Annotated in this window: 24 protein-coding genes and 1 other annotated feature; of the genes, 1 reads left to right on the top strand and 23 read right to left on the bottom strand. The window is 40.3% G+C overall.

The window, feature by feature from the left end; translation table 11 throughout:
- The first annotated feature begins 1 nt into the window (after window position 1).
- A complete protein-coding gene (locus PCY12_RS03990; RefSeq protein ID WP_301351659.1) occupies window positions 2–472 on the top strand; it encodes an arginine repressor in 471 nt (156 codons plus the stop codon).
- 42 nt (window positions 473–514) lie between these two features.
- Here PCY12_RS03990 and PCY12_RS03995 read toward each other — a convergent pair whose 3' ends face one another.
- The 23 genes from PCY12_RS03995 to rnr all read right to left on the bottom strand — a co-directional run bounded on the left by PCY12_RS03995 (window position 515) and on the right by rnr (window position 24591).
- Window positions 515–673: a hypothetical protein gene (locus PCY12_RS03995; RefSeq protein WP_301351662.1), complete on the bottom strand. Its 159-nt coding sequence runs from the start codon at window positions 671–673 to the stop codon at window positions 515–517.
- A 9-nt stretch (window positions 674–682) separates the two neighbouring features.
- Window positions 683–1993 carry a GTPase ObgE gene (gene obgE / locus PCY12_RS04000; protein ID WP_050207537.1) on the bottom strand — a complete coding sequence of 437 codons (1311 nt, stop codon included), beginning with the start codon at window positions 1991–1993 and terminating at the stop codon, window positions 683–685.
- 62 nt (window positions 1994–2055) lie between these two features.
- On the bottom strand, window positions 2056–2190 hold the full coding sequence (locus PCY12_RS04005; RefSeq protein ID WP_000863859.1) for a DUF4044 domain-containing protein: 135 nt from the start codon (window positions 2188–2190) through the stop codon (window positions 2056–2058).
- A gap of 58 nt (window positions 2191–2248) precedes the next feature.
- Window positions 2249–2425, bottom strand: a complete 177-nt coding sequence (locus PCY12_RS04010) for a PspC domain-containing protein (RefSeq protein ID WP_261055631.1) — start codon at window positions 2423–2425, stop codon at window positions 2249–2251.
- 29 nt (window positions 2426–2454) lie between these two features.
- Window positions 2455–3780 carry a glycosyltransferase family 4 protein gene (locus PCY12_RS04015; protein WP_301351664.1) on the bottom strand — a complete coding sequence of 442 codons (1326 nt, stop codon included), beginning with the start codon at window positions 3778–3780 and terminating at the stop codon, window positions 2455–2457.
- A 15-nt stretch (window positions 3781–3795) separates the two neighbouring features.
- Complete coding sequence (cpoA, locus tag PCY12_RS04020) at window positions 3796–4839, bottom strand: alpha-galactosylglucosyldiacylglycerol synthase (RefSeq protein WP_173283059.1); 1044 nt, start codon at window positions 4837–4839, stop codon at window positions 3796–3798.
- 115 nt (window positions 4840–4954) lie between these two features.
- Window positions 4955–5284 carry a metal-sulfur cluster assembly factor gene (locus PCY12_RS04025; RefSeq protein WP_000331929.1) on the bottom strand — a complete coding sequence of 110 codons (330 nt, stop codon included), beginning with the start codon at window positions 5282–5284 and terminating at the stop codon, window positions 4955–4957.
- Between the two features lie 13 nt (window positions 5285–5297).
- Window positions 5298–6407, bottom strand: coding sequence for an RNA polymerase sigma factor RpoD (gene rpoD, locus PCY12_RS04030; protein ID WP_000201907.1), 1110 nt, complete (start codon window positions 6405–6407; stop codon window positions 5298–5300).
- A gap of 2 nt (window positions 6408–6409) precedes the next feature.
- Window positions 6410–8170 (bottom strand): DNA primase, encoded by a 1761-nt coding sequence (dnaG, locus tag PCY12_RS04035; protein WP_173283057.1) that lies wholly within the window; start codon window positions 8168–8170, stop codon window positions 6410–6412.
- A gap of 89 nt (window positions 8171–8259) precedes the next feature.
- A complete protein-coding gene (locus PCY12_RS04040) occupies window positions 8260–9018 on the bottom strand; it encodes an ABC transporter ATP-binding protein (protein WP_173283055.1) in 759 nt (252 codons plus the stop codon).
- Window positions 9015–9881, bottom strand: a complete 867-nt coding sequence (locus tag PCY12_RS04045) for an ABC transporter permease (RefSeq protein ID WP_050207529.1) — start codon at window positions 9879–9881, stop codon at window positions 9015–9017. The genes PCY12_RS04040 and PCY12_RS04045 overlap by 4 nt, the downstream gene beginning before the upstream one ends.
- 68 nt (window positions 9882–9949) lie before the next feature.
- Complete coding sequence (gene trpX, locus PCY12_RS04050) at window positions 9950–10945, bottom strand: tryptophan ABC transporter substrate-binding protein (RefSeq protein WP_301351666.1); 996 nt, start codon at window positions 10943–10945, stop codon at window positions 9950–9952.
- Window positions 10946–11211: 266 nt separating this feature from the next.
- Window positions 11212–11429, bottom strand: a binding site (T-box leader).
- A 69-nt stretch (window positions 11430–11498) separates the two neighbouring features.
- A complete protein-coding gene (gene ppc / locus PCY12_RS04055) occupies window positions 11499–14195 on the bottom strand; it encodes a phosphoenolpyruvate carboxylase (RefSeq protein ID WP_173226440.1) in 2697 nt (898 codons plus the stop codon).
- A 24-nt stretch (window positions 14196–14219) separates the two neighbouring features.
- The gene (locus PCY12_RS04060; RefSeq protein ID WP_050242906.1) at window positions 14220–15443 is read right to left on the bottom strand and encodes an FtsW/RodA/SpoVE family cell cycle protein; all 1224 of its coding nucleotides are present in this window, start codon (window positions 15441–15443) and stop codon (window positions 14220–14222) included.
- A gap of 202 nt (window positions 15444–15645) precedes the next feature.
- The gene (prsA, locus tag PCY12_RS04065) at window positions 15646–16584 is read right to left on the bottom strand and encodes a peptidylprolyl isomerase PrsA (RefSeq protein WP_301351668.1); all 939 of its coding nucleotides are present in this window, start codon (window positions 16582–16584) and stop codon (window positions 15646–15648) included.
- 66 nt (window positions 16585–16650) lie between these two features.
- A complete protein-coding gene (locus tag PCY12_RS04070; RefSeq protein WP_301351720.1) occupies window positions 16651–17364 on the bottom strand; it encodes an O-methyltransferase in 714 nt (237 codons plus the stop codon).
- Window position 17365: 1 nt separating this feature from the next.
- Entirely contained in the window at window positions 17366–19168 is a 1803-nt protein-coding gene (pepF, locus tag PCY12_RS04075) for an oligoendopeptidase F (protein ID WP_301351670.1), read from the bottom strand.
- Between the two features lie 18 nt (window positions 19169–19186).
- Window positions 19187–20140, bottom strand: a complete 954-nt coding sequence (locus tag PCY12_RS04080) for a competence protein CoiA family protein (protein ID WP_301351672.1) — start codon at window positions 20138–20140, stop codon at window positions 19187–19189.
- Window positions 20141–20218: 78 nt separating this feature from the next.
- Entirely contained in the window at window positions 20219–20596 is a 378-nt protein-coding gene (locus PCY12_RS04085; protein ID WP_173253996.1) for a type II toxin-antitoxin system HicB family antitoxin, read from the bottom strand.
- A gap of 27 nt (window positions 20597–20623) precedes the next feature.
- Window positions 20624–20812, bottom strand: a complete 189-nt coding sequence (locus tag PCY12_RS04090; RefSeq protein ID WP_049491803.1) for a type II toxin-antitoxin system HicA family toxin — start codon at window positions 20810–20812, stop codon at window positions 20624–20626.
- A 119-nt stretch (window positions 20813–20931) separates the two neighbouring features.
- Complete coding sequence (tehB, locus tag PCY12_RS04095; RefSeq protein ID WP_301351674.1) at window positions 20932–21792, bottom strand: SAM-dependent methyltransferase TehB; 861 nt, start codon at window positions 21790–21792, stop codon at window positions 20932–20934.
- 14 nt (window positions 21793–21806) lie between these two features.
- On the bottom strand, window positions 21807–22274 hold the full coding sequence (smpB, locus tag PCY12_RS04100) for an SsrA-binding protein SmpB (protein WP_001051750.1): 468 nt from the start codon (window positions 22272–22274) through the stop codon (window positions 21807–21809).
- A complete protein-coding gene (gene rnr, locus PCY12_RS04105; protein ID WP_301351688.1) occupies window positions 22237–24591 on the bottom strand; it encodes a ribonuclease R in 2355 nt (784 codons plus the stop codon). The genes smpB and rnr overlap by 38 nt, the downstream gene beginning before the upstream one ends.
- Window positions 24592–24619 lie beyond the last annotated feature (28 nt).

Genomic DNA, 24619 nt, shown 5'->3' on the forward strand with positions numbered 1-24619 from the left:
TATGAATAAATCTGAACACCGACACCAACTCATACGCGCTCTTGTCGCAAAAAACAAGATTCATACACAGGCTGAATTGCAGTCCCTTCTTGCTGAGAACGACATTCAAGTGACCCAGGCAACCCTCTCACGTGACATCAAAAATATGAACCTATCAAAAGTCCGCGAAGAGGATAACTCTTATTATGTTCTTAACAATGGTTCCATCTCAAAATGGGAAAAACGTCTCGAACTCTACATGGAAGACGCCCTTGTCTTGATGCGCCCAGTTCAACACCAAGTCCTACTAAAAACCCTTCCTGGACTTGCGCAATCCTTTGGTTCTATCATTGATGCTTTGAGTTTCCCTGACGCTATCGCTACCCTCTGTGGTGATGATGTCTGTCTTGTCATCTGCGAAGATGCAGAAGCTGCTCAAAAATGCTTTGAAGATCTGAAAAAATTCGCCCCACCATTTTTCTTTGGTGAATAGCAAAATTCCGTGTCTGATTAGGCACGGAATTTTTTATCTTCTTTACTGAGATGGATTGTCTTTTTTAATTCGTGCTAATCTCAGAGCACGACTTGGATTGAGACGATTAAATAGTTCTTCCAATTTCTTTTCATTCCAAACGTCTGCGGCAGAAACAAAATTGCCATCCGCATCTCGGAAAGATATCGGTTTATCTCCCATACCAGTCTCCTAGTCTACAAATTCAAACTCAAATTTACCAATGCGGACCAAATCCCCATCTTTAGCTCCACGCGCACGAAGAGCTTCATCAACCCCCATACCACGAAGTTGACGGGCAAATTTCATGACTGATTCGTCACGATCAAAGTTGGTCATATTGAAGAGTTTTATGAGTTTTTCACCAGAAAGCACCCATGTCGCATCGTCATCACGACTAATTTCAAAGGCTTTTTCTTCCTCGTCAAATCCATAGTAAGCTTCTTCTTCCATATCTGACTCGTCATAGAGCAAGAATTCTGGTGTCTTATCTAACAATTCAGCTGTAGCATCCAAAAGCGTAGCCAAACCTTGCTTGGTCAATCCAGAAATCGGGAAGATAGCTGGTAACTCTTCAAATTCATCGTAGTTTTCAGCCAATTTTTTCTTAAATTCTTTAAGATTTTCTTGACTCTCAGGCATGTCCATCTTATTGGCTACAATGATCTGTGGACGCTCCATGAGACGGAGGTTATAAGACTCTAACTCCTTATTGATAGCTAAGTAATCCTCATAAGGATCACGGCCTTCGCTAGCTGACATATCAATGATATGGAGGATGACACGTGTACGCTCAATGTGACGGAGGAACTGGGTTCCCAAACCAACACCTTGACTAGCCCCTTCAATCAAACCTGGTAAATCAGCTACTGCAAATGATTCACCTGATTGGGTACGAACCATTCCTAAATTTGGTACAATAGTCGTAAAGTGGTAGGCACCAATTTTAGGTTTAGCTGAGGTAATAACACTTAAAAGTGTCGATTTCCCTACAGATGGAAAACCTACTAAACCAACATCCGCCAAGATTTTTAGTTCCAATTGTAACTCACGTTCCTGACCTGGTTCCCCATTTTCAGAGATTTCCGGTGCGGGATTTTTTGGTGTTGCAAAGCGGATATTTCCACGACCTCCGCGACCACCGTGGGCAACGATAAATTCTTGCCCATGTTCAATCAAATCTGTCAAGACCTTGCCAGTCTCTGCATCACGAACAGTCGTACCTTGTGGTACTCGAACTCTAAGGTCCTCAGCACCACGACCATGCATCCCTTTGGTCATTCCTTTCTCACCAGAATCAGCCTTGAAATGGCGATTGTAGCGGAAATCCATGAGGGTACGTAGACCTTCATCTACAACGAAGACCACATTGCCTCCACGACCACCATCACCGCCCCAAGGACCTCCATTAGGGACATATTTTTCACGGCGAAAGGCAACCATGCCATCACCACCATTACCAGCCTTGACCTTAATCTTGGCTGTATCTAAAAACATACTCATTATTTCTTCTCACTTTAAAAAAGGGCTGGGAAATCCCAGTCACTAAATTTTCTTGAATCTATTTATAGATTACTGAGGGCACCAATTGCAGTTGCAAAAATTCCCAATAAACTTGCTACTAGCATGATAATCACGATAAACAAGGTTATTTTCTCAAACATAGTTTTTTTACGATTTCCATTATCTCCAAATGCCATTTTTTTCTCCTTCGTTACATTCTATTTTCTATTATCTTAGCATGAATTGAGCTAGTTTTCAATAGTCACTTGCTACAGGTGCGATAATCCATAAAATGATATAAGCTACAATTCCCGCTCCGTAACAGCAAGCAAGAACACCCCATATTACGCGAACGATAGTTGGATCCATATCAAGATAATGGGCCACTCCGGCACAAACACCCGCAATCTTTTTGTCATGCCCACTTCTCATTAATTGTTTTTTCATAGCTGTTCCTCTTTCTATTCTTCATGGTCTTTCCAATAATCTCTGATGCTGATTAACTGTATTTTTGAAGCCTTCAGCATGCGTCTAGAGCCTTTTACCGGTACAGCGACCACCTTTTGCGGTAGATACAAAACTGTCTTAAAGATACGCTGACTAACCGTATCATCTTTAGCCAAATCTTTCTGGAAGTTATTTGAAATAATGGCATCCAGATAAAACTCATGCACTCGTTTTCCAAAGTTCTCAGCTGAAATCTCGTACAACTTCTCTGATAAAGTATGCTCATTCATGTTTGGTGTTGCAATCAGGGCCTCCAGAATAGCTCCAGCCAAATCATGTTCACCGTAATACAAGGTTCCAAACATTTTATCACTGATCAGATTGTCCAGATACGGATTTCCATGTGCAATGACAGGCGTCCCACTGGCCAAGCTTTCCAAGTAGGTCAAGCCTTGGGTTTCACTTGTCGATGCCGAGATGAAGAAATCTGCTGCCTTATAATAAAGAGCCGTCTCACTAGGAGCAATCATCCCTGTAAAGACAACAGAGTCTTGAATCTCTAGTTTCTTGGCTTGCTCTTTGAGGTCATCCAGATAAGGACCATCCCCAGCTACCACCAGTTTAACCTTGTCTTCCTCTTTCAGAACTTCTGCAAAAGCTGCTAAAACTGCTTGAATATTTTTTTCATAGGAAATTCTCGAAAGACTCAGCAACATCTTTTCATCATCTTGAATCTCTAGTTTACTACGCAGTTCTTTCAAATTTTCTTGCTTGATTTCTGGACGCTCAAACTTGGCTAATTCAATCCCTGTAGGAATAACACGTTTTTCAACCTTGACTTTATAGTCAGATAGCAAGTCACGGACAATCTCACTCGGGCAAATGACTCCATCCACATCATGCAGGAAACCTCTGACCAGATACTTGACCATACTAGGACGAATCAGCAAACCCTTGGCAATATAATGCACATAGTCTTCGTACTGAGTGTGATAGGTATGGATGACTGGAATCTTCAATTCACGCGCAATCCAAATCCCCAGTAGGCCAAGAGAAAATTCTGTCTGAGTGTGGATAATATCTAGCTGATACTGTTTGGCAATTTCAAGCGCCTTGCTAAAACCTCGGTAGGCAAAGCGACGATCCTTGAAAGCGAAGAAAGGAACACTTGGAATACGAATAATTTGCCAATCTTCGTAGCGATTGACATCCTTATCCGTCGTCGTAAAGATAAAAACAGCATGTCCTTGCTTTTCAAGTTCTGTTTTCAAGGTTCGAATACTGGTCGCAACACCTGAAACCTGAGGAAAATAGGTATCTGTAAATAAACCAATTCGCATAGATTACCTCACTTTTTACTTTCTCCCTAAAGCGGCTTGTTTCTCATAAAAGTCCAACCAGATTTGTAACAAGTGCTCTTCTGAATACTCTCTGGAAATATTCTTAGCCTTTTCTTTGAGATCTTTTAAGACAGCAGGATTCGATTGATATTCCAGAATAGCTTCTTTCATCTCTTCTCTATCTGCTGTCGCCCGATAATTTCCCTCCAAAATTACCTTATAGAGATCCAAATCACGTAACATAATAGGAGCTTCACAACTAGCAGCCTCTAAAATAGTCATAGGAAAGAGTTCATTATAACTAGGTAACAAGAAAAGATCCGCTAGGGCATACAATTCTCGCATCCGCTCTGGTGAGACAATTCCTGGAAAAATTAAATTTTTAGGAGGATTTTCCATGATTTTCTTGTAGCGTTCATAACCATCTGTCATGCCACCAAAAGAGAAACCACCGGCCCAAATAAAGGTAATCTGAGGCAATTCCTCAGCTAGACGGATAAAATCATCAATCCCTTTACGTTTCTGAACTTGACCAGCACCTACTACGATAAACTGATTATCACTAAGACCTAGCTCTGTTCGCAGTCTGACTACCTCTTCTTGTGGAAGTGGATGCCATTTTTCCTTGTTGACAAAGTTAGGAATATAGGTAACTTTTTCACGTGGAATACCAGCTGCCACCAAATCCTCAATAAACATCGGATTGACCACAACCAAGTGCTCCATCCGGTTGTAAAAAGAAAATACATAGCGTTTCACAATTCCCTTTAAGAAAAATGGAATTTTCAAACTCCCCTCAAGTGTATCAGGCAAGAAATGCACATAGCCAATTTTTCTCCCTGAGCGTTTCTTTTGAAATGTTGATAAATAATAGGGGAAATCAATTGTATGAAAGTGAGTCACATCTGCCTCTATTGGAAGATTTTCTGTAACAATCAATTGGTCCTTGGCATCACGGTGAAGAAGACGAACTAATTCACGGTAAGCACCTGAAACTCCTTGTCCTGCTACTTTCTCACTTGAACTCAACATATTGATGCGTAATTTCTTTTTTTCCATAACTACTATTATATCATTTTCTTTGAATAAAATCAGCAAAAGAAAGGAGAGACTAGAGGAAAAGAGGGGGAAATTTCCTCACTTTTCCAAGGGTCTCTCACATCCTTTTATATGTTTACTTAATGCCTAGGGCAATGCGTGCATAGCGACTCATTTTTTCAACGGTCCAGGCTGGATACCAAACTAATTTGACCTCAGTATCCGTTACTTCTGGAACCTCTGTCATGGCATCATAAATCTGGTCTGTCAAAAGGTCTGCTAGAGGACATCCCATAGTTGTCAAAGTCATATCAATCTCTGTTTGCCCTGTGTCGCCATCAAAACGAATCTCATAAATCAAACCAAGGTTGACAATATCGATTCCCAACTCAGGGTCGATGACTTCTTCCAAGGCTGTTAAAATGCGTGTTTTGATGTTTTCAATTTGCTCTTCTGTATAAGCCATATTTCCCTCACTCTTAGTCTTCAATAAAATCACGAAGCGGTTTGCTACGACTTGGTTGGCGTAGTTTTCTCAAAGCCTTGGCTTCAATCTGACGGATACGCTCACGAGTCACGTTAAAGACTTTCCCCACATCTTCAAGAGTGCGCATTTTCCCATCATCTAGTCCAAAACGTAGACGCAGAACATTTTCTTCACGGTCTGTAAGAGTATCCAAGACCTCATCCAACTGCTCACGCAAGACGATACGAGTTGTATAGTCCACTGGATTTTCAATCACTTCATCTTCGATAAAGTCTCCAAGGTGGCTATCATCCTCTTCACCGATTGGTGTTTCAAGAGATACTGGTTCTTGGGCAATCTTCAAGATTTCACGAACCTTATCAGGAGTCATATCCATACGTTCAGCAATCTGTTCTGGTGTTGGATCTTGACCTAATTCTTGAAGGAGATTCCGCTGTTCACGAACCAATTTATTGATGGTTTCAACCATGTGGACTGGGATACGGATGGTACGAGCTTGATCCGCAATAGCACGAGTGATTGCCTGACGAATCCACCAAGTTGCGTAAGTTGAGAACTTGAACCCTTTAGAATAGTCAAACTTGTCAACCGCCTTCATCAAGCCCATGTTCCCTTCTTGAATCAAGTCAAGAAACTGCATACCACGGCCGACATAGCGTTTAGCAATGGAAACAACCAAACGAAGGTTGGCTTCCGCAAGACGTTGTTTAGCTTCGATATCACCAGCTTCAACTGCTAGTGCCAATTCTTTTTCCTCTTCATTGGTCAAGAGAGGAACGACTCCGATTTCTTTCAAGTACATACGAACAGGATCGTTGACCTTAGCCGAAGTTGACCCAATCAAGTCCTCATCGCTGAGTTCTGGCTCTTCTTCAGTGCTAAGAACACGTGCACTTGGATTTCCTTCGTTATCTGTGATAGAAATTCCTGCATCTTGAATCCGTTGCAAGAGATCTTCAATCCCATCAGCGTCCAAGGTAAAAGGAACGACAAGACTAGCATTGATTTCATCATCTGTTGCTGTCCCTTTTTGCTTATGATTACGGATAAATTCTGCTACTTGTACGTCAAATGTTGTTACTTCTTTTTGTTTTGTTGCCATTATTACTCCATTCTTCTCTTTTGGGAAATTAAACGTTCCAATTCTTCTAAGGCTGTATCGGTATCTCCTACATGGCTAGCTTCCTGCACCTTCTTTTTGATTCTCATATTGTCCTGATTCAAGAGAGCCTTGTTTCGAGTCATCTCTACTTCACTAAGTTCCTGCGGTGACATCTCAGCAGGCAAATCCTGAGCTAAAACTTGGTACCAAGCTCTTTCAACTTCCTCTGTCTGTTCTGCTAGAACTTCTGGAGGAAGATTGCCATACTGGCCAAGCAAGTCATATAGGACCTGAAATTCAGGTGTATCAAATGAAAAGCCTTCTCGCAAACGGTAATCGTTCAAAATAAGAGGGAATTCCATCATCCGATAAAGTAGATGGGCTTCTGCCCTCATAATAGCCGATAACTGCTTGGTGACAGGCATAGTGATTTGCGTCGGTCTGGAAACCCCTTCCATGCGATTCTGCCTTTGCGCCTGACGACTCTCATTAACAATCTGCTCAATCTGAGCATAATCAAAGGATGCCAGACTGTCAGCTAAAATATGAATATAGCTGTTTTGAGCAGTAATAGACTTTTCTCGAACAATCAAGGGAGCTATTTTTTCAATAAACTCAATCTGAGCCTGCAGATTTTCACTGTTTTCAGGTTTGTACTGATGAATGTAAAACTCAACCGGACTAATACGAGTTTTCGTTAACAGATAGGCCAAATCTTCTGGACCATTTTTTTGTATATACTCATCTGGATCCAAGTTATCAGGCATGCTGACAATTTGCACAGGCATCTCACCAATTTCATCCAATGCTTTCAATGTCGCGGCTTGCCCAGCCTTATCACCATCGTAAACAAGGACTAACTTCTTGGTTAACCTTTTCAGATGCTCAACATGCTCTCGACTCAAGGCTGTTCCCATAGATGCGACAGCATTTTCAATTCCAGCCCGATAGGCTGCAATGACATCCATGAACCCTTCCATCAGGTAAATCTCACTAGCTTTTCCAGAAGATTTTTTAGCCCTATCCATATGATATAATTCGTAACTTTTGTTAAAAATTGCAGTCGATCGGCTATTTTTATACTTAGAAGTTTGTGAATCCATTTTCTGCCAGATACGACCTGAGAAGGCAATAACCTTTCCTTGGTCATTTGTCAGGGGAAACATAATGCGATTGTGAAAGGTATCTACAAATTGATTAGCATCCGAGAGATAAAACAGTCCCGAATCTAGGAAATCCTCATCACGATACTGACCAGACAAACGTTGATAGAGATAATTTCGTTCTGGAGGTGCTAAACCAATCCGAAAATGCTTGAGCACTTCATCTGTCAAACCACGCTGATAAAGGTAGTTTCTGGCCTCTTCCCCCATGGTCGTTGTCATGAGAATAGCATGATAAAATTTGGCTGCATCTTCGTGCATATCATAAAGAGCTTGGTGAGGCAAAACTTGCTTCTGTTCACTATAAAGCGGTTTTTCTACCTCTATCCCAACACGCTGACCTAAGATTTGGACAGCCTCCATAAATGGAACGCCTTGGTACTCCTCGATGAACTTAAAGACGTCACCTGAGCGGCCACAACCAAAACAGTGATAAAACTGCTTGTCCTCTACAACGTTGAAAGAAGGTGTTTTTTCACCATGAAAAGGACAGAGCCCTAGATAGTTCCGTCCTGCCTTTTGTAAAGAAATCACATCTCCTATGACTTCCACAATGTTGGCATTGTTTTTGATTTCTTCAATGACTTGTTTGTCAACCATACACAATACCTCCATGTTATCATAGTTTACTTTATATAGTATACTTTATTTCAGAAAAAAAGTAAACCATTTCACTCATTTTCCCTACTTTATTCAAAGAGTTGATAATAATCAGAGATTTTCATTTTTGCTTTATCTTCTTGGTTCAAATCTTGGATGATACGACCTTCTTTCATAACAATCAAGCGATTACCATATTTGAGAGCATCTTCCATGTGGTGAGTAATCATAAGAGCTGTCAGCTGATCTTTCTTGACAAATTCATCCGTCAATTCCATCAAGGCCACACTGGTCTTTGGATCAAGCGCTGCAGTATGCTCGTCTAACAAGAGTAATTCAGGTCGTTTCAAGGTTGCCATCAAGAGACTCAAGGCCTGTCTTTGCCCACCTGATAAGAACTCAATTGGCGTATTCAAGTGTTTCTCAAGACCATTTCCTACTTTTTCAATGGTCGCTTGAAATTCATCCTTATAACTAGTCAAGCGTCGTGGTAACAATCCACGCTTTTCACCACGAAATTTGGCAATCAAGAGATTCTCTGCCACTGTCATACGAGGAGCTGTCCCCATCTTTGGATCTTGGAAGACACGAGACAGATACTTAGCGCGCTTCTCTGGTGAAAACTTGGTAACATCCTCACCTAAAATACGGATAGTTCCACTGGTTAGTGATAAAGTTCCTGCAATAGTGTTAAAGAGGGTTGATTTCCCAGCACCATTTCCACCTAAAATCGTGATAAAGTCCTGTTCAAAAATTTCTAAGGAAACATCATTTAAAATAATCTTTTCTTCATCAAAGCCATTTTTAACGACTTTGGTTGCATTTTTTAATTCTACAATTGCTGTCATTTGCTTAACTTGGCTCCTTTCAAGATTGTTTGCTTAAATGTTGGAATCATGAGGCAGACTGCTAAAATCACGGCGCTGTACAAACGAAGGTAACTTGTATTAAAGCCAAGCGCAATAACTGCCCACACTAAGAATTGATAAGCGATAGAACCTACAACGATGGTAACCAGACGTTCTGCCAAGCTCAAACTCTTGAAGATAACTTCTCCAATAATCAAACTTGCAAGCCCCACAACGATAACCCCGATTCCTCGAGATACATCGGCATACCCTTCTTGCTGGGCAATGAGAGCTCCTGCAAGGGCAATCACACCATTTGATAAGACCAAGCCCATAAGCTCCATGCGTCCAGTATGAATCCCGAAACTTCTAGCCATATCAGGATTGTCACCTGTAGCAATATAGGCTTGTCCGAGTTTGGTATCCAAGAAAAAGAGCATGAGAGCAATAACAAGACTGACAAAGATAAGACCTGTCAAGAGTTGGTTCAAATCTGAATCAAAAGGCAAGGCATCCTGGATTTGCTTGGTTCCAAGCAGGCCTAAATTCGCACGTCCCATAATCAAGAGCATGATTGAGTGACAAGAAGTCATCACCAAAATCCCTGAGAGCAAGGTTGGAATCTTCCCTTTTGTATAAAGAAGTCCTGCTACCATTCCAGCCAAACAACCTGCTCCTACAGCAAGTAGTGTCGCTAAAAAAGGGTTCACGCCTTTGGTTATCAGAGTGACAGCAACAGCTCCGCCAAGAGGGAAAGAACCTTCTGTCGTCATATCTGGAAAGTTTAAAATCCTAAATGTCATAAAGATTCCCAGACCTAGAATAGCCCAGACAAATCCTTGAGAAATAATGGAAACAATCATATTTTATTTAATCCTTTCTATATTCATCTTTTTAAAAAATGGGAAGAGTCTCCTCCTCCCTACCTTATTTATTCGATGACTTGTCCTGCTTCTTTGAGAACAGACTCAGGAATCGTAATACCTAGTTCTTGTGCCAATTTTTTGTTAATTACTGACTTACCAGTTGAAAATACATTGACTGGAGTATCCGCTGGTTTTGCACCTTTCAAGACTTGTGCAATCATTTTACCAGTTGCCACACCGAGATCATGTTGGTCAACTACAACGGATGCCAAGCCACCTACTTCTACCATAGCTGTCGCGCTTGGATAAATTGGTTTCTTAGAACTTTGATTGCTAGAGACAACCGTTGGAAATCCTGATGCAATGGTGTTATCAATTGGAACCCAAATAGCATCTACCTTGCTAGTCATAACAGTGACAGTTGAGGCAATTTCATTTGTTGAAGGAACTGCAAATGTTTCCACTGTCAGACCTGCTTTTTCAGCATAAGCCTTAAATTCTTCGACCTGTGTTTTTGAATTGTCTTCACTACTTGAGTAAAGAGCTCCGATTGTTTTCACATTCGGTGTCAAAGCTTTGATGAGTTCAACTTGTTGTTGAGCTGGATTGTGGTCAGAGACCCCTGTAACGTTGCCACCTGGTTTTTTCAAATCTTTGACCAAGTTAGCACCAATTGGGTCTGTAATAGCAGCCATGATGACCGGTAGGTCTTTTGTGGCACTAGCCAAGCCTTGAGCAGCTGGTGTTGCGATACCAACAACCAAGTCATTGCCGTTTGCAACCAATTGTTTACTCATTGTCGCAACCTTACTTTGGTCTCCTTCTGAGTTCATAAAGTCGATTTTAACTTGGTCATCTTTATAACCTTCTTCTGCCAGTCCATCTTGGATCCCTTTATAAATCAAATCAAGAGATGGATGGCTCACAAACTGAAGAACACCAACTTTGGCAACTTTCTTTTCATTCTTAGCTTCTGGTTTATTCATTGAAGAGTAAATCAAGCTTCCTGCTACTAAGACTGCTAATGCAGCAATAATTCCAATTAAACGTTTATTTTTCATTCTATTTCTCCTTTTTTATTCCTTTAAAATACTTCACTTATCTAATACTCTTCGAAAATCTCTTCAAACCACGTCAGCGTCGCCTTACCGTAGGTATATGATACTGACTCTGTCAGTTCTATCCACAACCTCAAAACAGTGTTTTGAGCAGCTTGCGGCTAGCTTCCTAGTTTGCTTTTTGATTTTCATTGAGTATAAACAAGCGACGCCATCGTTTTCTTTCCATACTTAACCTCCATCAAAAAAATCCTCACACAAAAAACTTGTGTGAGGACGTCGATGCGCGGTACCACCTCAATTATAGGGAATTTCCCTATCGCTCTGTCTCGCAATAACGAGATGCACTGTAAGGTGTGCTCACCGAATTTTTATGATTTCAAATTCTAAATAACATTCAGCCCAATTTTCATCATCACCACTTATCTGTTTTCAGCTACCACAGACTCTCTAAAAAGTTTGAATGATTACTTTTCTGAATGGTTAAATTATATCATTTTTCAACTACTTGTCAATAGTCTATTAGAATTTTTTTGATCTTCACTTTTAAAAATGATTAACCTGAATTACGCAATCCTGTCGCAATTCCGTTGATGGTGATATGAATCAATCGTTCTTGATCACTGGACAATTCTCCACGACGTTGGCGTTTGATCAACTCCAACTGAATATAGTTGAGAATATTAAAGTAAGGCATACGGTAATCCAGACTAGCTTTTAGATATGGATTGTCAGCTAAGAGTTCGTCATGTCCTTCAATAGCCAAGATAACGTTCTTAGTAACTTGCCATTCATTTAAAATAGTCTCATAGATGGCCTTAACTTGCTCGTCTTCACAAAGTTTAGCATATTCAAAAGCAATATTCATATTTGATTTTGACAAAACCATATCAACATTTGAAAGAAGCGATTGGAAGAAAGGCCAATTTTGGTACATATCTCGTAAGATAGCAATATTCTCTGGATTTTTATCGATAAATTCCTTGAAGCTTGAACCAACCCCGTACCATCCAGGGAACATAACACGACTCTGTGACCATGAGAAGACCCAAGGGATGGCACGCAAACCACCGATTTCAGTAATCGTCTTACGAGCGGCTGGACGAGAACCAATATTAAAACTTGAAATAGCCTTGATTGGACTCGACTCGAAGAAATAATCATAGAAATGCTCATTACCAAAGACCAAATCACGGTAGATATCGTAACTACGGTCCACTACTTGATCCATAATGGCTTCATAACGATTTGAGGTATTGGTATCGCTCTTCTTCTGAGTAATCATACGGTTAATAGCTGCCGATACTAGCATTTCAAGATTATAGTAAGCGGCGTCTTTATTACCGTATTTATTCCCAATTACTTCACCCTGCTCCGTCAAGCGGATACGATCCTTGATAGACTTGAGCGGTTGAGAAGTGATAGCTTCATAGGTTGGTCCACCACCACGACCGACAGTCCCACCACGGCCATGGAAGAAGGTAACCTTAACGCCAAATTCATCTCCAATAGCAGTCAATTGTTGTTGAGCCTTGTAAAGGGTCCAACATGATGATAAGTAACCGCCATCTTTATTACTATCAGAGTAACCAAGCATGATTTCTTGGTAGTTATTGCGTGAAGCAATCCATTTTTTGGCAAGAGGAAGAGAAAGATATTGTCTCATTGTTTCCTCTGAATGATCCAAGTCTTCAATTGTTTCAAAAAGGGGAACAATCTGAACACGCGCCCTTTCCGTATCCACCAGTCCTACTTCTTTTAATAGAATAGCTAATTCTAGCATATCAGAAAGGCTGGTAGCATGCGAAATGATGGTTTGGCGGATGACATCATCTCCCAACTTATCTTTCAAAACACGAGCCGTCTTAAAAATAGCTAGTTCTTTTGCTAATAATTCTGATTTTTCTGCGTGAGTCGCAGAAAGAATTCGGGGATCTTCTTCTAATTCTTTCAAGAGAAGGTCACACTTTTCTTCTTCGCTCAACTCGCTATAGCGAGAATGAATTCCTGCTGATTTCAAGAGTTCTGCCACACAGGCTTCATAGACGCTAGAGTCTTGTCGCATATCAATTGATGCTAGGTAAAAACCAAATATCTCTACTGCCTGCAATAATTCCACAAAATCACCTGAAATCAAGGACTCGCCCTTATTTTCTAGTAAAGAATCTCGAATGGCAATCAAATCCTTGTAAAAATCATTGGCGGTTTCATAACGAGTTCCAACTTCTTTATCCTCAATCAGATAGGTTTTTGTTGCTTGGATTTTTGATTGAATATCAAACAAGGCACGACGGTAAAGCTCTTTTTCGCGGTAAATCGAGTTATCCTTGGACTGACGAGCCATTTCTCTGACTTGCTTACTTACATTGACAATACTAGTTGAAAGAGAAAACTCACGATAAAGTTGGTAAATCTTTTCATCGTAGTAGTTCATGATGACTTCACACTGAGTGAGTGCAGACTGCTTCAAGGTATCTGCTGTAACAAAGGGATTCCCATCACGGTCACCACCTATCCACATACCCATGGTGATTGGCTTAGCCTGTTTTAAATTCAACCCATGCGCTTGCGCTAAACGCTTATACTCCGTCGTCAAGTGAGGTACAGCTTTCAAAAAGGAGCTGTTGTAATATTCCATAGCATTCGTGATTTCGTTAGTTACTTTTAATTTTTTCTCACGAATCATGTCTGTCTGCATGATAATTTCGATGTAACGACGCAAATCATTGTGCCATTTTTCTTTATTGATCAACCCCAACTTAACATCACGGTATTTACGCAAAAGACTATGGATATGATTTGTTAAATCCAACATACTTTTGCGTTGCACTTGTGTTGGATGGGCTGTCAAAACAGGGACAACATTCAAGTGTTCTAGGATCTCAACGGCATTTTCTTTTTCAGCAACCATTTTGATCGTTGTAGATAATTTACCTAAATAGTCCTGATCAATATTATTTTGATGATTGATTTCATAAGCTAAATCCACATCCTCTGAAATATTAATCAAAAGAGGTAAGATTGAAAAATAGCGTGAAATATAGACCATTTCATCATTTGATAAGCTAGTCACTAGACGGTTTAGACCTTGATAATCTTCTTGAGTTGACAATTCTTTCAACTGCATGATTTTTTCAAAGGTCTCTGGGGCAAGCATGTTTTTAGTAATATCTTCCAGCAATTCTGTTAGAATCAATACTTCTTCTTGCACAACACTTTTATTACTATAGTTTTCTAATTTTTGAAGAGACATAGACTATCCTTTCTTTATTCTACTTCACAGAAGGTTCATTGGTTGATTTTCCAATTCTCGGTACAACTTAGCGCGTTTTTCACTGGCATCAATATTTAAAACAAAGGCCACTGCCACTGATAAGACTAGAAGACTATTTCCACCCTGGGATAAGAAGGGAAAGGTTACTCCTGTAGATGGAATCAAGCCCGAAATCCCTCCGATATTGACAAATACCTGAACCAACATCATCCCTCCGACACCGAGTGCAACCATGGCATTGAAAGGATTCTCCGCTCGGATACCGACCAAGATAATCCGCAAAATCATGAAAAACAAGAGAGCTAAAATAAGACTGGCACCAACAAAGCCAAATTCTTCAATCACAATAGAAAAGACAAAGTCTGTATGAGCTTCTGGTAAATAACCTCGTTTTTCAATCGAGTTTCCAAGACCTAGACCAAACCAACCGCCATTGACCATGGCAAAATAAGAATTAGATAACTGGTGACCCGCATCAGCACGATCGGCAAAAGGATTAAAAAAGGCACTAAAGCGCTTGGCTACATAGCCAAATACTGGAATTTTTGAAAAGGTCTCAACACCGATTAGGCTGATAGTTGTCAAGACAAAGACAGAAGCGGCAGATACGAGCGCCAGAATGGTTGAAAACCAGCGATAAGCGATTCCACTAACTGTATACATAATCAAGGAAACCAATACTAAAATAGTCGCATTTCCTAAATCAGGGAAAATTCCCAAACTTCCAATCAGAACCAGGAGAACGAATCGCCAATCATTAAAAGCACGGGGAAGCCATTGATTTTGAGTCAAAACTTGAAAATCATAAATAGCTATTTCTTCTTGCTGTTTGGAGAATCGGTGAGCCAAATACCAAATAATAATGATTTTTAAGTACTCAGCTGGCTGAATAGTTACTCCTGCAACCGAAATCCAACCGTATGCCCCGTTTACGGAAATACCAATAAAACGAGCCAAGAACAATAAAAGCATTTCTATCAATATAACTAAAATGATTAGTCGCTCATTTCTCAAAAAATCTAGTCTCAATTTATAAATTAAGGCAATCAGTATCAAACTAACAATCCAAAAGATTCCTTGGTTTCGAACCAATTGCAAGGCGCTCTTGCCTTCTTCGATTAAAATAGCACTGGTGGTCGAATAGACCACAATCAAGCCCAAAATAGATAAAAGCAAGTAGGGAATCAAGATGGAATAATTTAATAAGTGCCTCTTACTAATCTTCATAGTATCACCACTCTACTAGGATACAGACAAATCTGTTCCAAATTCCGTTTTATTTTCTAGTTTTGATTGCTATTATACCATTTTTTCAGAAAGAAAAAAACTCTTACCTTACAATCCTTCGAATTTTACTGTTTTTACAGAATTATTTCCAGACTCAAGTTCAAAAAATACAAACCTCAAAAGAGATTTGTATTGATTTGGACTATTCTTTTGATGAACTGCTTGAGCTTGAATCTCCACCACCGATATATTGGGTAAAGATATTTTGGAAGGCTTGGTCCTTAACCTTGATATTGGCTGCTTGCAATTCTTTTCCGATAATGCTTTGAACAAATGTTGAATCATTTTGTTTTTGAGTCAAGATAACAGTTTTTAATTTTTCTTTGTAGTCATCAATATTAGATGATTTTTCTGTTTTCTTAATGAGTTTTACAATGTAATATTGGCTGCTGTAGGCTTGTGTACCAGTGGCTGTAATCACATCAGAAATGCCATTTACATCTAAAGCAAAAGCAGCTTTTTTAACTTGTTCCGGTACTTCTGTTGAAGCAGAATCAAAGGTGATTTCTCCACCATTCGCTTTAGTTTTCTCATCAGTTGAGTTATCTTTAGCTAATTGAGCAAAATCAGCACCTTCTGCCTTGGCTTTTTCGAGAACTTCTTTGGCCTTATCTTCATTATCAAGACGGATGATTTGAGCCGTTACGTCTGGAGTGTATTCGTCAAATGCCTTCTTGTAAGCATCATCTGTCAATTCAGCTTCTGCTGCCTTCTTAACTGCCAACTCAACCAATTTACTTGTACGAATTTGAGCTTTACGTGTTTCAAGAGTCATACCTGCTTGTGACAAGACACGTTGGTAGTTTTCACCATATTGTTTTTCTTCTTCGGCAATAGTGTCGTTGACTTCTTTGTCATCTACTTCTGAACCGTATTGTTTCTCAAATACTTTTTGGATGGTCAGGTTCAACAACACTTGTTGAGCTGAAGGATTGCTCTTCACTTGCTCATAAAACTGATGTTCAGTGATAACATCTCCTTTCATGCTGATAAGGTCTGCCCCTTCTGAACCTTTCGAACAAGCTGCTAAAGTTGCTACTGATAATAGTGTAATGGCACCTGCCAATAGTTTTTTCTTCATGTCTACTCCTTTGAGATAAGTGTTACTCTATCTATTTTACTATATTTTCTTAAATTTTTCTGAAAATCATTCGCTGTCAGGCAATTGAACATCTGCTACATTTTTACGAAGCATGAGAATGCCGTCTCCCAGAGGTACTAGTGTTGCGGTAAGTCCTGGATTGTCTAAGGTTGCATCAAATAGTCTTTGAAGGCCTCGATAAATAGTTCGCTGGCCACGACGGACTTCCATAATATCCTTGGCAACATCTCCACCTTGGAAAATATCATCCAAAACAACCACACCTCCAACTTCCAAATGTTTGAGGATTTCTGGCAGAAAGACGATATATTTAGACTTGGCAGAATCCATAAAGACGAAATCATAGGACTCTGTCAGCGTTGACAAGACATCTACCGCATCTCCTTCTAAAAGTGTGATTTGCTTACTACTGTCAAACTGAGCAAAATTTTTCTTGGCAAAACCAATCATTTCTGGATTGCGGTCAATGGTTGTAATCTTAGCATTTTGCGCATGTTCTGCCATCAAAAGGGCTGAAAAACCGATAGCCGTCCCAATTTCCAGAATGTTTTTAGGCTGCATGGTTTCCATGAGAAAACGGAAATAAGCAACCGTTTCATGGGGAATGATGGGAATATTTTCCTTGCGAGCAAAGTCTTCCAATTCTTTCAGGGAACCTGTGACTTGCTTTTGACGCTGGCGCATCAAGTCCACAATTTCTTCTTTGACAACAGGACGACGCATGTTATGGTTGGCATTCTTACTATACGATTCAACCATCTTATGCCAATCCCAATTTTTCAACAAGGACTTCAAACTCATTCAAACGACGTTCAAAGACTGCAAAGGCATCGTTGAGATAATCTTCCTTCTCCATATCAACACCAGCTTTTCTCATGACATTAAGTGGATAGTCAGATTTACCTGCCTTGAGGTAGTCGATATAGCGGTCACGGTCTTCTTGACTACCATGGACAATCTTTTCAGCCAGGGCTGAAGCTGCTGCAAAACCAGTTGAATATTGATATACATAGTAGTTATAGTAGAAGTGTGGAATGCGGGCCCACTCGTATTGGATTTCAGGATTGTCTTCCTTACTCAAACCATAATACTCTTGGTTCAAGTCTGCGTAGAGTTTATTTAAGAAATCGCTTGTCAAGACTTCTCCATTTTGATCCGCTTGGTGAATGGCGTGTTCAAACTCAGCAAATTGAGTTTGGCGGAAAACTGTTCCACGGAAACCGTCTAGGAAGTTATTGAGAATAGCAAAGCGTGTTGCGTCGTCTTCCACTTCTTCCAATAATTTCTCCGTCAAGATATTTTCATTGGTCGTTGAGGCAATTTCAGCCAAGAAGATAGAGTAATCTCCGTAAACATAAGGTTGCGTTTCACGAGTATAGCTAGAATGCATACTGTGACCTGTTTCATGAACTAGAGTAAAGAGATTGTCTAGATTGTCCTGCCAGTTAAGGAGCATAAAGGCATTGGTATCGTAAGAACCGCCAGAGTAGGCACCTGAACGCTTACCTTGGTTTTCGTAAACGTCAATCCAACGCTCACTGAAAGCACGTTTAACACGGCTCAAGTAATCTTCACCCAAGACTGCCAAGGCATCTTCTGCCTTTTTCAAGGCTTCTTGGTAGGTGAAACTATAATCTACTGACGAAAGCGGTGTATAGACATCGTACATCTTGAGGTCTGAAATCCCCAAAATCTTTGAACGAAGCTCAAGGTAACGATGCAAGAGGGGCAAATGCTTGCGAACTGCTGCTACCAAATTGTCATAAACACTTTCTGGAACAAAATTTGCTGCGAGAGCTGCATGACGAGCACTCTTGTAGTTGCGAACTTTTGCACGATAGTTTTGAACCTTAACATTTGTTTGCAAGGTTTTAGCATAAGTATGTTGGAATTGCTCGTAAGTTGCATAAAGGGCCTGATAAGCATCTCGGCGAACTTCACGATTTTTAGACTCCATCAAACGCATATAAACGCCATGTGATAATTGTACTTCGTTACCATCTTCATCTTTAACAAATGGAAAGACGATATCTGCATTATCTAAAATAGCGAAAGTTTCACTTGCCGAACCAAAGATTTCACTAGCTCCAGCTAATAATTCTTCTTCTCTTTGTGATAGAACGTGTTCCTTGCCTTGCAAAAGTTTGTCAAAATAGTGTTGATAAACCTGCAATTTTAGCTGAGCTTCTAAAAAGTCAGCATACTGCTTTTCGCTAATCTCCATAAATTCAGGCTCATAGAATGAAAAGGCTTGGTCTAGCTGGCTATAGAGAGTCATGGCCTTGGCATAGTACTCTTGGTACTTGGCTTCACGTGTATCCTGGTCATTTTTCATATGAGCATAAACGTAAAGCTTCTCCATCTGGCGTTCCATTTCAAGAGAAAATTCAGTGATTTCTAGAAGGCTATCCGCACTATCTAGGAGATGGCCTTCATACTGAGCTACTGTCTCCAATTGTTCTGTTAAATCTTTTAAGGCTTCTTCCCAAGCCTGGTCAGTTGGGTAGATCGTTGATAGATCCCATGTATCTTTTTCATTTATTTCATTTCTTTGTAATACCATTAGATTCCTCCATCCTTTCTATTCTACCATATTTTTCAAGAAATATTGCTGATAAAAGGCTGGTGGATAAAGCTTTTGCCAATCATTTTGAGGATTTTTTTGGTAATAGGTTTGAAAATACTGATAATAGCTGGTCAAGTCCTTCTCAATTTGGCAAAAATCACCTACTAGTGGTCGAATTTGTGGATACCATTCTTTTAAGCCATAAATCAAGAGATTTTCTCCCTTTTGATAGGCTTCTGCTTGTTCTTTCATCCAAATGGGATTTTGATAATAGAGTTGTTGCTGAATATAGCGACAGATGTCCTTGTCCTGAGAAACACTAAAACTAGATATTTTTTGTTTCTTATAGGGAAAACGTAATATCTCCAGTAGACTATCTTGACCATAGGAAAATTCCTTGATTTGATAGTGGAGTTTGCCTCGAAGATCCTGGTGAATCAGGTATTTGAGTCTTAAAGTCTGTTTTTCCCCGTCCAATTCCCAAACATAAAAGCCCATGTTTTGACTGAAATAGAGAAAACCTTCTTGCAGACGAGTCAACCGCTCCTTGAGCCACAGTTTTTGACCCAGCAACCACAGTACTTGGTAACCCTGACTACGATAGCCCTCACTACGCTCTTTAAGAATTTTTTGAGGCAAGGGACTACACTGAACTTCTAAAGCTAGATTGCCATTTACAAATACATCTGCAATCTGTTTAAGCTCTGGAAGAGGGTATTCTAATTGCACCTCTGAATCTCTTTTCAACCAGTGATAAAGGTATTCCTTATTAGTGAGATGTTCTGGACTTTCATTTTCAGAGGAATAATCACAGTCTTTTAGGGATTTATGGGCAAAATGGGTCCGTACACTTGCTCCTTGCCGCAAACGGAGCTGACCTCCACAAGCTGGGCAGGTGTATGCTTGCTTCTCAAGCTTATCCTCTAACACATTTACCAATTCTCCCCTAGCATCTCTCGCAACAAACATGATTTCCCTCCTTTTCTATATTATTCGTAAAAAAGAAAAAAGATCAGGAAATTTCCTAATCTTCATCACTCTATAATTTTAGAGTTGCAAGCGACTTTCAAGAGCTTGTGTCAACACTTCAGAATAGTTCACTTTCTCACGATCTGCAAGTCTGACTAGCCACTCTGGAACTGTAACATTTTTTCGAATCGCTTTATTATTCTTCACGAAAGGCAAGGGATTGACCTGAATCAAAGTCACAAATCCATCAGAAGCTTTCAACATAGAAATGTCACTAGGAGTAGGTAGAGCCAGTCCTTCATCAATATAAGAAGCTAAAACACTCTCAAGCATTTCCCGAGCATTTTTCATTGCAAGTTCAATCGTTGCTCCTTCAGTGCCGCCTCCAAACTCCGGAAATTCAATCCAGTATCCAGTACCTTCTTTATGAAAAATAGCAGGATAAGATTTTAGCATAATACACCTCCACAATTTCCAAATCAACTATAATCCCAAATCTTTTAATATTTTTCTCTCTAAACCTTTTCCTAGATCCTCATTACCGTGAACTGGAATAGTGACAAGATAGGGAACCCCTTCTTTCTTAAAATGATGATGACTTCCTCTCTTACGAACTTCAATCCATCCATTTGCAAGAGCTAATTTTACCATTTCCTTACCTGTGATTGGCATTTATGGTCACCTTTCTATCTAAAATTATACTTATAATGCGTATTTTTGTCAATTCTTCTATCTTATCTATTCGTAAAAAAGAAAAAAGATCAGGAAATTCTCCTAATCTTCATGTATGTTTACTTGATTTTCTTAGCTAGCATGGTCGCAAAGCGTAGTTGAATGCGATTGCCATTTTCGTCACGACGGTGCAAATGGCCTGGATTCTCATTGTACTTGATCAATTCCCAATCCTTGTAGTATTCAGCCAATTCCCCTTCTTTCAATGTGAATGGAAAGTTCACTGAGCAAGGATAATCCTCCGTGTCCATGGCACAGACGATAAGATTATAGCCACCAACAGTGGTTTTCTCCTGCATATTTTTGATAATTTCAGGAATGCGGTCTGCTTGTAGAAACATGAGAACAACAGTTGATACGATAAAATCATATTCTTGTTCAATGCTAGCTGAATTGATATCGTAAAGACCAACAGGCATGTCCAAATCTTCCTGCTCAACAATACTTTGCAAAATTTCAAGGGCCAGTTCATTTTGATCGACAGCTGTCACATCAAAACCTTGCTGGGCTAGAAAGAGTGCATTACGACCTTGACCACAGCCCAAATCCAAGGCTTTCCCTGGTTTTACTGTCTGCATAGCCTCTAGGACCTCTGAATGAACCGGATTGGTATTGTATTTTTTAGGGAAATAATCCTCAGGTTTACAATAAAATTCCAAATACCATTCTACATCGTCTGTTACAGCCTCCACTCGGTGCCAAGCTTGTGGTTGTGCCATTGGATTGTCAGCCCCTGCTTCAAAGAGATGTTCAGCTAGAACCTCACCATCCTCTGTCAATTCAATAAACTTGAGAGTTCCTTTTAAAACAGTAATCTTGCCCCAAGTCCCAACCTTGGTATTGTGTTTCTGCTGAACAGCCTCTGGCATGGTTTCTTTAGTCCACAAAGGCATACGTTTATAGGCAACTAGTTTTTCCATCTTCATTCCTCTTTTTATCGCTGATTAACAGCTTTCATAACACGCGCGATGTCACGGTTTTGTTCCCGTCGCTTGATTGACTCTCGTTTGTCGTAGTCATGCTTCCCTTTAGCTAGGCCTAAAAGGAGCTTGGCATAGCCATCTTTGATATAGACTTTAAGAGGAACCAGTGTCATTCCTGTTCCTTTAGTCTCTTGTTCTAATTTTTGGATTTGTTTCTTATGGAGCAGGAGTTTACGACGACGTTCTGGTTCCTGGTTCCAGATATTGCCCTCTTCGTAAGGAGCGATATGAACATTGCTCAACCAGACTTCTCCATTTTTTACTTGGGCAAAGCCATCCTTGAGATTGATTCGAGCTGCTCGTACACTCTTGATTTCAGTTCCAGTCAGGACCATCCCTGCCTCTAACGTATCTACGATAGTATAGTCGTGGCGCGCCTTTTTATTTTGTGCGACGACCTTTCCCTCGCCCTTTGCCATGCTTGGCTCCTTTCTTAGCTACTTCCTTGTAAAAAGGTTTCTTGCCCTTTTTCTTCTTGTCTTTTTGTAAATGCTTGCGCTTATCATTTGAGCGTCCTGATTTTCTCTTATCTTCCTTCTTAGCTGAACGACGACTTGAACCACGCCCTCTGTCACTGCAGTTAGACTGTTTTAAGCCTTTTTCAATGACATCAAACTCACTAGGTACGAATGAAAAATCAATCTCTCCAGTCATTTTATCCGCTCTTTCAACTCGGATACGGATTTGCTGACCTACACGGAAGGTTGTTCCTGATTTCTCCCCACGAAGAGTCAAATCACGTTCGTTGAAATGGTAGAACTCAGGCAAATTGGTGATGTGAATCAAGCCTTCAACCGTATTTGGCAATTCGACAAAGAGACCGAATTTAACGATGCTAGACACAACCGCATCGTACTCTTCGCCCACGTATTCTTCCATATACTCAGCCTTTTTCATGGCTTCGACTTCACGCTCAGCCTCGATGGCACGGCGTTCACGGTTTGAGGACTGGGTCGCAATCTCTGGGATCACTTGCTCAAAATGCTCTGCTATTTCCTTAGAACGGCCGTAATCCCGAATCATACGGTGAACAAGAAGGTCTGGATAACGACGAATCGGGCTGGTAAAGTGAGTGTAATAATCAGCCGCTAGTCCATAGTGGCCGTGATTGTGCTCCGAATAGCGAGCCTGCTGCATAGAGCGAAGAAGCATCATGGACAATACATCTGCATAAGGTTCTCCCTCAACAGCACGCATGATGTCTTGAAGTGCCTCCTGGCTAATCTCACTGGCAGTCCCATAAATGCACAAACCAAAACTCGAAGCATAATCAATAAACTTCTGAACCTTTTCAGCTTTAGGCTCCTCGTGAATTCGATAGATAAAAGGCAAATCCAGCTTGCTAAAATGCTCAGCCACTGTTTCGTTGGCCATCAACATGAAGGACTCAATCATGCGCTCGGCAACACCACGCTGACGAAGAACGATATCAACGGGTTTGCCTTGCTTATCCACTAAAATCTTAGCTTCATTGGTATCAAAATTGAGGGCTCCACGTTTCACACGCATGTTTTCTAGAGTTTCATGGAGCTTAGCCATAAGTTCAATACTTAGAACAATTTTCTGATATTCTTGTCTCTTTTCCTTGTCTCCAGCTAGGATATCATTGACATCACTGTAGGTCATACGGAAGCTAGTCTTGATAACTGTTTGTGTAATGGAATAGTTGACCACACGACCATGTTTATCAATCTCCATAATGGCAGACTGGGTTAGGCGGTCAACTTGAGGATTGAGAGAGCAGATGCCATTTGATAGTCGTTCTGGAAGCATTGGAACCACACGGTCAGTCACATAGACAGAAGTTGCGCGGTTAAGGGCTTCCTTATCAAGGGCAGAGCCCTCGGTCACATAGTAGGAAACGTCTGCGATGTGAACTCCAAGCTCCAAATTCCCATTTTTTAAAGCCTTGATATGCACCGCATCATCCAAGTCTTTGGCGTCAGCACCGTCAATGGTAAAGGTAACCTCATCTCTCAAGTCCAGACGGCCCTCCATATCCTTTTGAGATGGAGCATCAGGCACACTTTCTGCTTCCTTAACAACAGCCTCTGGAAATTCTGAGACAATGTCCATAGATTCCAAAACCTCAAGAACATCAATTCCGACATCCGTTGAATGCCCAACCACATCTAGTACACTCGCGACAAAGAAATCATGTTTCTTACTTGGGTATTTGTCGATAAAAACCTTAAGAACTTCTGTTCCCTCTAGTTTTAGAGCTGGTTTCTTAACGTAAATCGGTTGGTTGATTTTCTGATTTTTTGAACGGATGTAACCAGCATACTTAGGTTTTTCCTGATCTAGAACGATTTGGCCGACAACTGTTGTCAAGCTGTGTTCTAATATATCAATAATTTTGGCTTCGGCTGCTGTTCCTTTATTTCGGTCAGCGACTTTCTTAATCACGACCTCAACGGTATCACCATCAATAGCATAGTTGACATCGTTTTTTCCTACAAAAAGGTCGTCCTCCTCGCCTTCTAGGCTGACAAAACCAAAGCCATTTTTATGGGCATGAAAAATCCCCTTGAGGGTAATCTCATGTTTTTTCTTAATTTCTAATGTCAGACTACCGTCTTCTTCAAAGCGTATCTGGTGCTTTCTTTCCATTAAGGACAAGGTTTTAATCAACTCACGAAAATCCTTGGAACCGTCTTTTTCCAAAGCCTGAGCCAAATCATTGACAGTCACCTTTCCCTTGTCTTGTAAATATTCTTTTATTCTATCTTTCATATTTTCTTTCTAGATTTTTTTATTTTCT

This window comes from Streptococcus sp. SPS1, assembly GCF_030439915.1.
GTDB lineage: Bacteria > Bacillota > Bacilli > Lactobacillales > Streptococcaceae > Streptococcus.

Bases quoted from the DNA above. Each gene is read 5' to 3' on its own strand.
- PCY12_RS03990 (WP_301351659.1), top strand. From the start codon at position 2: ATGAATAAATCTGAACACCGACACCAACTCATACGCGCTCTTGTCGCA.
- PCY12_RS03995 (WP_301351662.1), bottom strand. From the start codon at position 673: ATGGGAGATAAACCGATATCTTTCCGAGATGCGGATGGCAATTTTGTT.
- obgE (WP_050207537.1), bottom strand. From the start codon at position 1,993: ATGAGTATGTTTTTAGATACAGCCAAGATTAAGGTCAAGGCTGGTAAT.
- PCY12_RS04005 (WP_000863859.1), bottom strand. From the start codon at position 2,190: ATGGCATTTGGAGATAATGGAAATCGTAAAAAAACTATGTTTGAGAAA.
- PCY12_RS04010 (WP_261055631.1), bottom strand. From the start codon at position 2,425: ATGAGAAGTGGGCATGACAAAAAGATTGCGGGTGTTTGTGCCGGAGTG.
- PCY12_RS04015 (WP_301351664.1), bottom strand. From the start codon at position 3,780: ATGCGAATTGGTTTATTTACAGATACCTATTTTCCTCAGGTTTCAGGT.
- cpoA (WP_173283059.1), bottom strand. From the start codon at position 4,839: ATGGAAAAAAAGAAATTACGCATCAATATGTTGAGTTCAAGTGAGAAA.
- PCY12_RS04025 (WP_000331929.1), bottom strand. From the start codon at position 5,284: ATGGCTTATACAGAAGAGCAAATTGAAAACATCAAAACACGCATTTTA.
- rpoD (WP_000201907.1), bottom strand. From the start codon at position 6,407: ATGGCAACAAAACAAAAAGAAGTAACAACATTTGACGTACAAGTAGCA.
- dnaG (WP_173283057.1), bottom strand. From the start codon at position 8,170: ATGGTTGACAAACAAGTCATTGAAGAAATCAAAAACAATGCCAACATT.
- PCY12_RS04040 (WP_173283055.1), bottom strand. From the start codon at position 9,018: ATGACAGCAATTGTAGAATTAAAAAATGCAACCAAAGTCGTTAAAAAT.
- PCY12_RS04045 (WP_050207529.1), bottom strand. From the start codon at position 9,881: ATGATTGTTTCCATTATTTCTCAAGGATTTGTCTGGGCTATTCTAGGT.
- trpX (WP_301351666.1), bottom strand. From the start codon at position 10,945: ATGAAAAATAAACGTTTAATTGGAATTATTGCTGCATTAGCAGTCTTA.
- ppc (WP_173226440.1), bottom strand. From the start codon at position 14,195: ATGTCTCTTCAAAAATTAGAAAACTATAGTAATAAAAGTGTTGTGCAA.
- PCY12_RS04060 (WP_050242906.1), bottom strand. From the start codon at position 15,443: ATGAAGATTAGTAAGAGGCACTTATTAAATTATTCCATCTTGATTCCC.
- prsA (WP_301351668.1), bottom strand. From the start codon at position 16,584: ATGAAGAAAAAACTATTGGCAGGTGCCATTACACTATTATCAGTAGCA.
- PCY12_RS04070 (WP_301351720.1), bottom strand. From the start codon at position 17,364: ATGGTTGAATCGTATAGTAAGAATGCCAACCATAACATGCGTCGTCCT.
- pepF (WP_301351670.1), bottom strand. From the start codon at position 19,168: ATGGTATTACAAAGAAATGAAATAAATGAAAAAGATACATGGGATCTA.
- PCY12_RS04080 (WP_301351672.1), bottom strand. From the start codon at position 20,140: ATGTTTGTTGCGAGAGATGCTAGGGGAGAATTGGTAAATGTGTTAGAG.
- PCY12_RS04085 (WP_173253996.1), bottom strand. From the start codon at position 20,596: ATGCTAAAATCTTATCCTGCTATTTTTCATAAAGAAGGTACTGGATAC.
- PCY12_RS04090 (WP_049491803.1), bottom strand. From the start codon at position 20,812: ATGCCAATCACAGGTAAGGAAATGGTAAAATTAGCTCTTGCAAATGGA.
- tehB (WP_301351674.1), bottom strand. From the start codon at position 21,792: ATGGAAAAACTAGTTGCCTATAAACGTATGCCTTTGTGGACTAAAGAA.
- smpB (WP_001051750.1), bottom strand. From the start codon at position 22,274: ATGGCAAAGGGCGAGGGAAAGGTCGTCGCACAAAATAAAAAGGCGCGC.
- rnr (WP_301351688.1), bottom strand. From the start codon at position 24,591: ATGAAAGATAGAATAAAAGAATATTTACAAGACAAGGGAAAGGTGACT.